The sequence below is a fragment of the uncultured Lutibacter sp. genome (assembly GCF_937891065.1).
GTDB lineage: Bacteria > Bacteroidota > Bacteroidia > Flavobacteriales > Flavobacteriaceae > Lutibacter.
The window spans coordinates 1-5,547 of the sequence record NZ_CALAEQ010000062.1; the positions used below are offsets into that span (position 1 = coordinate 1).

Sequence of the window (5,547 nt, forward strand, 5' to 3'; positions counted from 1 at the left end):
TTATGATTATTCAGCATTTGTTGAAAAAGCAAAAATTGTTGAAGCTAAAATTGCAGTTGCTGCTGATTTATTAAGTTTAGCTATTTTAACTCCTCCTGGTGAATGGGGAGCAGATGTTGTTGTAGGAACTACACAACGTTTTGGTATTCCAATGGGTTATGGTGGTCCGCATGCTGGTTATTTTGCTACAAAAGAAGAATATAAACGTTTACTTCCAGGAAGAATAATTGGCGTTACTCAAGATAAAGATGGAAACCGTGCTTTGCGTATGGCATTACAAACTCGAGAACAACATATTAAACGTGAAAAAGCAACTTCAAATATTTGCACTGCCCAAGTTTTACTTGCTGTAATGGCCGGGATGTATGGCGTTTATCATGGCTCTCAAGGGTTGATTTATATTGCAAATAAAATTCAAAATTTATCAGCTACTTTAAACAAAGGATTAAAGAAGTTAAACTTAGTACAATTAAATGGTTCTTTTTTTGACACTTTATCTATTGAAGTTTCAAATGATTCTAAGGTTAAAGAAATTGCTGAAAGAAATGAAGTTAACTTTTTCTATCCATCTAAAAATATAGTAAATATTTCTATTAATGAAACTTCTAATTTGAAAGATGTAAATGAAATTCTTTCAATTTTAGCAGAAGCAGAAGGAATAGAAACTGTTACACTATCATTAATAGAAGAAAATAAAATTACTAAAAATTTAAAACGTACATCAAACTTTATGACAAATAAAGTTTTTGAAGATTACCATTCAGAAACTGAACTGATGCGTTATATCAAAAAATTAGAACGAAAAGATTTATCCTTAAATCATTCTATGATTTCTTTGGGTTCTTGTACTATGAAGTTAAATGCTGCAACTGAAATGCTTCCACTAAGCTGGTCAAATTGGGGAAGTATGCATCCTTTTGTACCAATTGATCAAGCACAAGGCTACCAAGAAGTTTTTAAAGATTTAGAAGCTTCATTAAATCAAATTACTGGTTTTTACGCAACTTCATTACAACCAAATTCTGGAGCATCTGGAGAATATGCGGGGTTATTAGTTATTAAAGCTTATCACGAATCTCAAGGCAACAGCCATAAAAACATTTGTTTAATACCTTCTTCGGCTCACGGTACAAATCCTGCTTCTGCAGTAATGGCTGGAATGAAAGTAATTGTTACAAAATCTACTGAAAAAGGAAATATCGATTTAGATGATTTACGTGAAAAAGCAGAATTACACAAAGACAATTTAGCTGCCTTAATGGTAACTTACCCATCTACGCACGGAGTATTTGAAAGTACCATTAAAGAAATTACTGAAATTATTCACGAGCGAGGTGGACAAGTTTATATGGATGGTGCAAATATGAATGCTCAAGTAGGTTTAACAAATCCTGCGACCATTGGTGCAGATGTGTGTCACTTAAATTTACATAAAACTTTTGCAATTCCACACGGTGGTGGTGGTCCTGGAGTTGGTCCTATTTGTGTAGCTAAACATTTAGCTCCTTTTTTACCTTCAAATCCTATAATTCCAACTGGAGGAGAAACTCCAATTACAGCTGTTTCATCAGCTCCTTGGGGATCGGCTTTAGTATTATTAATTTCATATGGTTACATTAAAATGCTTGGTACTAATGGTTTAAAACTAGCCACTATCCATGCTATATTAAATGCAAATTATATAAAAGCTCGTTTAGAAAAACATTATAAAATTCTATATGCAGGTGAAAATGGTTTTGCTGCACACGAAATGATTGTTGATTTTAGAGAATTTAAAGCTAAAGGTATTGAAGTTACTGATGTTGCTAAACGATTAATGGATTATGGCTATCATGCACCAACTGTTTCATTTCCAGTAGCTGGTACTTTAATGATTGAACCAACCGAAAGTGAAGATAAAGTTGAATTAGATCGTTTTTGTGATGCTTTAATTAGCATAAAAGGAGAAATTGAGGCTATGGAAAGTGGAGATACTAATTCTGCATTAAAAAATTCACCTCATACTGAAGAAATGTTAACTGCTAATGAATGGAGTTATCCATATACTCGTCAAAAAGCTGCGTTTCCATTGCCCTATATAAAAGAAAATAAGTTTTGGCCTTCAGTTAGAAGAGTTGATGATGCTTATGGAGATCGTAATTTAATATGCTCTTGTAATCCTATTGAAGATTATATTGAAGAATAAAACAAGTTATAAATATTTTTTAAGTAAAAAGGGTTAAACATTTTTGTTTAACCCTTTTTTTATTCTTTATGAATTATAAAGATAGTTGGTCTTTTATGTAAATCTGGATTTTCATTTTTCCAATCCTTAATATCTAAAGTTCTAATATATTCAGATTGTAAAGTAATATCACAAGCTACACATAGTTTTGCAGTTGGTGTTAAGGTACTCTTTAAATCTGCAAGCATTTTATCATTTCTAAATGGTGTCTCTATAAATATTTGAGATTGATTTTTATCTTTAGATAATCTTTCTAAATTTTTAATTGCAGCTTTTCTTTCATAACTATCAATTGGTAAATACCCATTAAACGCAAAATTTTGACCGTTAAAACCTGAAGCCATCATTGCTAAAATAATAGATGAAGGACCTACTAAAGGAATTACTCTAATTCCTTTCTCATGAGCTAGCTTAACAATTTCTGCACCTGGATCAGCAATTGCAGGAACACCTGCTTCTGAAAGTAATCCTATTGAAACTCCCGTAGAACAAACATCTAAATAAGATCTCACCTCAAGTTGATCTGCATATTTATCTAATTTTAAAATAGTTAAAGACGGTTGTGATTTTCTAGGTGTAATTTGCTTAATAAATCTTCGCGCTGTTTTTTCATTTTCAACAATAAAGCAATCTAATTCTTCAATAATTTTTTTTACAGATAAAGGAAGTACCTCTAAAGGTTCTGTATCACCTAAAGTAGTTGGAATTAAGTACAATTTTCCTGTTTGATTATCCATTTTGATTAATTTTTTTTGCTATAACTTCACAAGCCTCATCTAACATCATATACACATTTTTGAATCCAAAACTACCACCAGTATAAGGGTCAGGAACATCTAGGTTTTCACCAGGAAAAACTTCATTTAAAATAAGTTTCACCTTAGATTTATCATTTTCATTTCTTGCTAACCTAACAATATTTTCATAATTTGAATTATCCATTGCATAAATTAAGTCAAATTTATCAAAATCTTCTATTACAAATTGTCTTGCTGATTGATCTGTAATATCTATATTATTTATTTTAGCAATATTTATAGAACGTATATCTGGTTTTGTACCCGTATGGTAATCTCCAGTACCAGCAGAATCTATTGTAGTTTTAAATCCAAATACTTTAGATTTTAAAATACCTTCTGCCAATGGAGATCGGCATATATTACCGAGACATACCATTAATATTTTGGTCATTATTATAAGTTAAAAAGTAAGTTTTTGTGTTATATCGTCAACATATTTTCTAAATTGCTTATCTGTTTCTGTCAAATTATCAACAGTTTTACAAGCATGAAGCACTGTAGCGTGATCTCTTTTTCCAATTTGAGATCCAATGCTTGCCAAAGAAGCTTTTGTCATTCTTTTAGCAAAATACATAGCTAATTGACGGGCTTGAACAATATGTCTTTTACGAGTTTTAGATTGTAAAGTTGCTACATCTAATTCAAAATACTTAGATACTATTTTTTGAATATAATCTATAGAAACTTCACGTTTGGTATTTTTAACAAATTTATCTACAATTTGCTTTGTTAAAGATAAGGTAAATTCTTTTCTATTAAATGAAGCTTGCGCAATCATAGAGATTAATACACCTTCCAATTCTCTAACATTTGATTTTATATGTTTTGCGATATATTCTATAATTTCTTCTGGCATTTCAACACCATCTCTATATAGTTTATTTTGCAAAATTGAAACTCTTGTCTCATAATCAGGTACTTGAAGTTCTGCAGACAATCCCCACTTAAATCTTGAAAGTAAGCGTTGCTCAATATCTTGCATATCAACTGGTGCTTTATCCGAAGTTAAAATAACTTGCTTCCCATTTTGATGTAAATGATTAAAAATATGGAAGAAAACATCTTGAGTACCAGTTTTTCCAGATAAAAATTGAACATCATCAATAAGCAATACATCAACCATTTGATAAAAATGAATAAAATCATTTCTAGTATTCCCTTTTACAGAATCAATAAATTGTTGAGTAAATTTTTCTGACGAAATATATAAAACAGTTTTATCTGGGTATTTATCTTTAATTTGAACTCCAATAGCATGTGCTAAATGCGTTTTTCCTAAACCAACTCCACCATAAATTAATAATGGGTTAAATGAAGTTCCTCCAGGTTTATTTGCTACAGCCATACCCGCAGAACGAGCCAATCTATTAGAATCACCTTCTATAAAGCTATCAAAATTATAATTAGGATTTAACTGTGATTCAATTTTAACTTTTTGAATTCCAGGAATAATAAAAGGATTTCTTAATTCACGCTTATTAAAATCTAAAGGAACAGTTACTCCTTGAGGATTCAATGGATTTCTATTTGAACTTGGAATTTTTACAGTATGTGGTTTACTACTACTGTAATTATTTTCCATTCTTACATCGTAAATCAATTTAGCATCTTCACCCAACTGTTTTACTAATGCAACTCTTAATAACTTAATATAATGCTCTTCTAGCCATTCATAAAAAAATTTACTTGGAACTTGAATTGTTAGTGCCTCACCAGATAATTTTATTGGCTTAATAGGCTCAAACCAAGTTTTATATGCTTGCGGCTTAATATTATCTTCTATAAAAGATAAGCATTCTCCCCAAACTGATGATGCAGTAGTTGTCATTATTGTTATTGAAATATTTTTAAGTTAAATTAGCCGAATAAAAAAACTACTTATTTTGTAATTTTTTAGCTTTACAAAAATGTGAATAAATTTTAGTATAAAAAAATTTAATGTAGTTGATTATTAATTTTATTTTACGTAAGATAACAATATTAAAATAAACAAAATGATTTCAGATAAAATTGAATTTAGAGTTAGGTATGGTGAAACTGATCAAATGAGTTTCGCATATCACGGAAACTATGCGCAATACTTAGAAATGGGACGTATTGAATGGCTTCGAAAATTAGGCATTTCCTATAAAAAAATGGAAGAAACCGGCATTATGTTACCTGTAATTAGTCTAAATATAAATTACAAAAAACCTGCTAAATACGATGATCTATTGACACTTAAAACTACCTTAGTAAATAAACCGTTAGTTAAAATAAAATTTGAGTTTGAAATTTACGATCAAAACAACGAACTTTTAACAACTGCCAATGTGACTTTAGCTTTTATAAATTCTATCACAAAAAAACCTACCAGAGCACCTGAATATCTATTAAAAAAATTAGCTGAAGCTAATGTTTGACCTCTTTAATTTTTAAACATCTTAAATCTGTAAATAATTTTTCAACTTTAGCTGCTTTTTTTTTACGAATTGAAATTAAATACTCACAATTTAAATTCATTACTTGATTTTTAATTTCAAT

At 29.9% G+C, this 5,547-nt stretch carries 5 protein-coding genes; 2 read left to right on the top strand and 3 right to left on the bottom strand.

Features of this window, described 5'->3' with window-relative positions; translation table 11 throughout:
- Nucleotides 1-2,185, top strand: a 2,185-nt coding sequence (gcvP, locus tag Q0352_RS03790) for an aminomethyl-transferring glycine dehydrogenase (protein WP_299523878.1), incomplete at its 5' end; no start/stop codon positions are given.
- Nucleotides 2,186-2,244: 59 nt separating this feature from the next.
- Here the strand turns inward: gcvP and Q0352_RS03795 are convergent.
- Genes Q0352_RS03795 through dnaA form a run of 3 tightly spaced genes read right to left on the bottom strand, consistent with a single transcriptional unit; the run spans nt 2,245 to nt 4,852 of the window.
- A complete protein-coding gene (locus Q0352_RS03795) occupies nt 2,245-2,961 on the bottom strand; it encodes an SAM-dependent methyltransferase (RefSeq protein ID WP_299523881.1) in 717 nt (238 codons plus the stop codon).
- The gene (locus tag Q0352_RS03800) at nt 2,954-3,415 is read right to left on the bottom strand and encodes a low molecular weight protein-tyrosine-phosphatase (protein WP_299523884.1); all 462 of its coding nucleotides are present in this window, start codon (nt 3,413-3,415) and stop codon (nt 2,954-2,956) included. The genes Q0352_RS03795 and Q0352_RS03800 overlap by 8 nt, the downstream gene beginning before the upstream one ends.
- Nucleotides 3,416-3,424: 9 nt before the next feature.
- On the bottom strand, nt 3,425-4,852 hold the full coding sequence (gene dnaA / locus Q0352_RS03805) for a chromosomal replication initiator protein DnaA (protein WP_299523887.1): 1,428 nt from the start codon (nt 4,850-4,852) through the stop codon (nt 3,425-3,427).
- 166 nt (nt 4,853-5,018) lie between these two features.
- On the opposite strand from dnaA, the gene Q0352_RS03810 reads away from it, so the two are divergent.
- Nucleotides 5,019-5,426, top strand: coding sequence for a thioesterase family protein (locus tag Q0352_RS03810; RefSeq protein ID WP_299523889.1), 408 nt, complete (start codon nt 5,019-5,021; stop codon nt 5,424-5,426).
- The last annotated feature ends 121 nt before the right edge of the window (nt 5,427-5,547 follow it).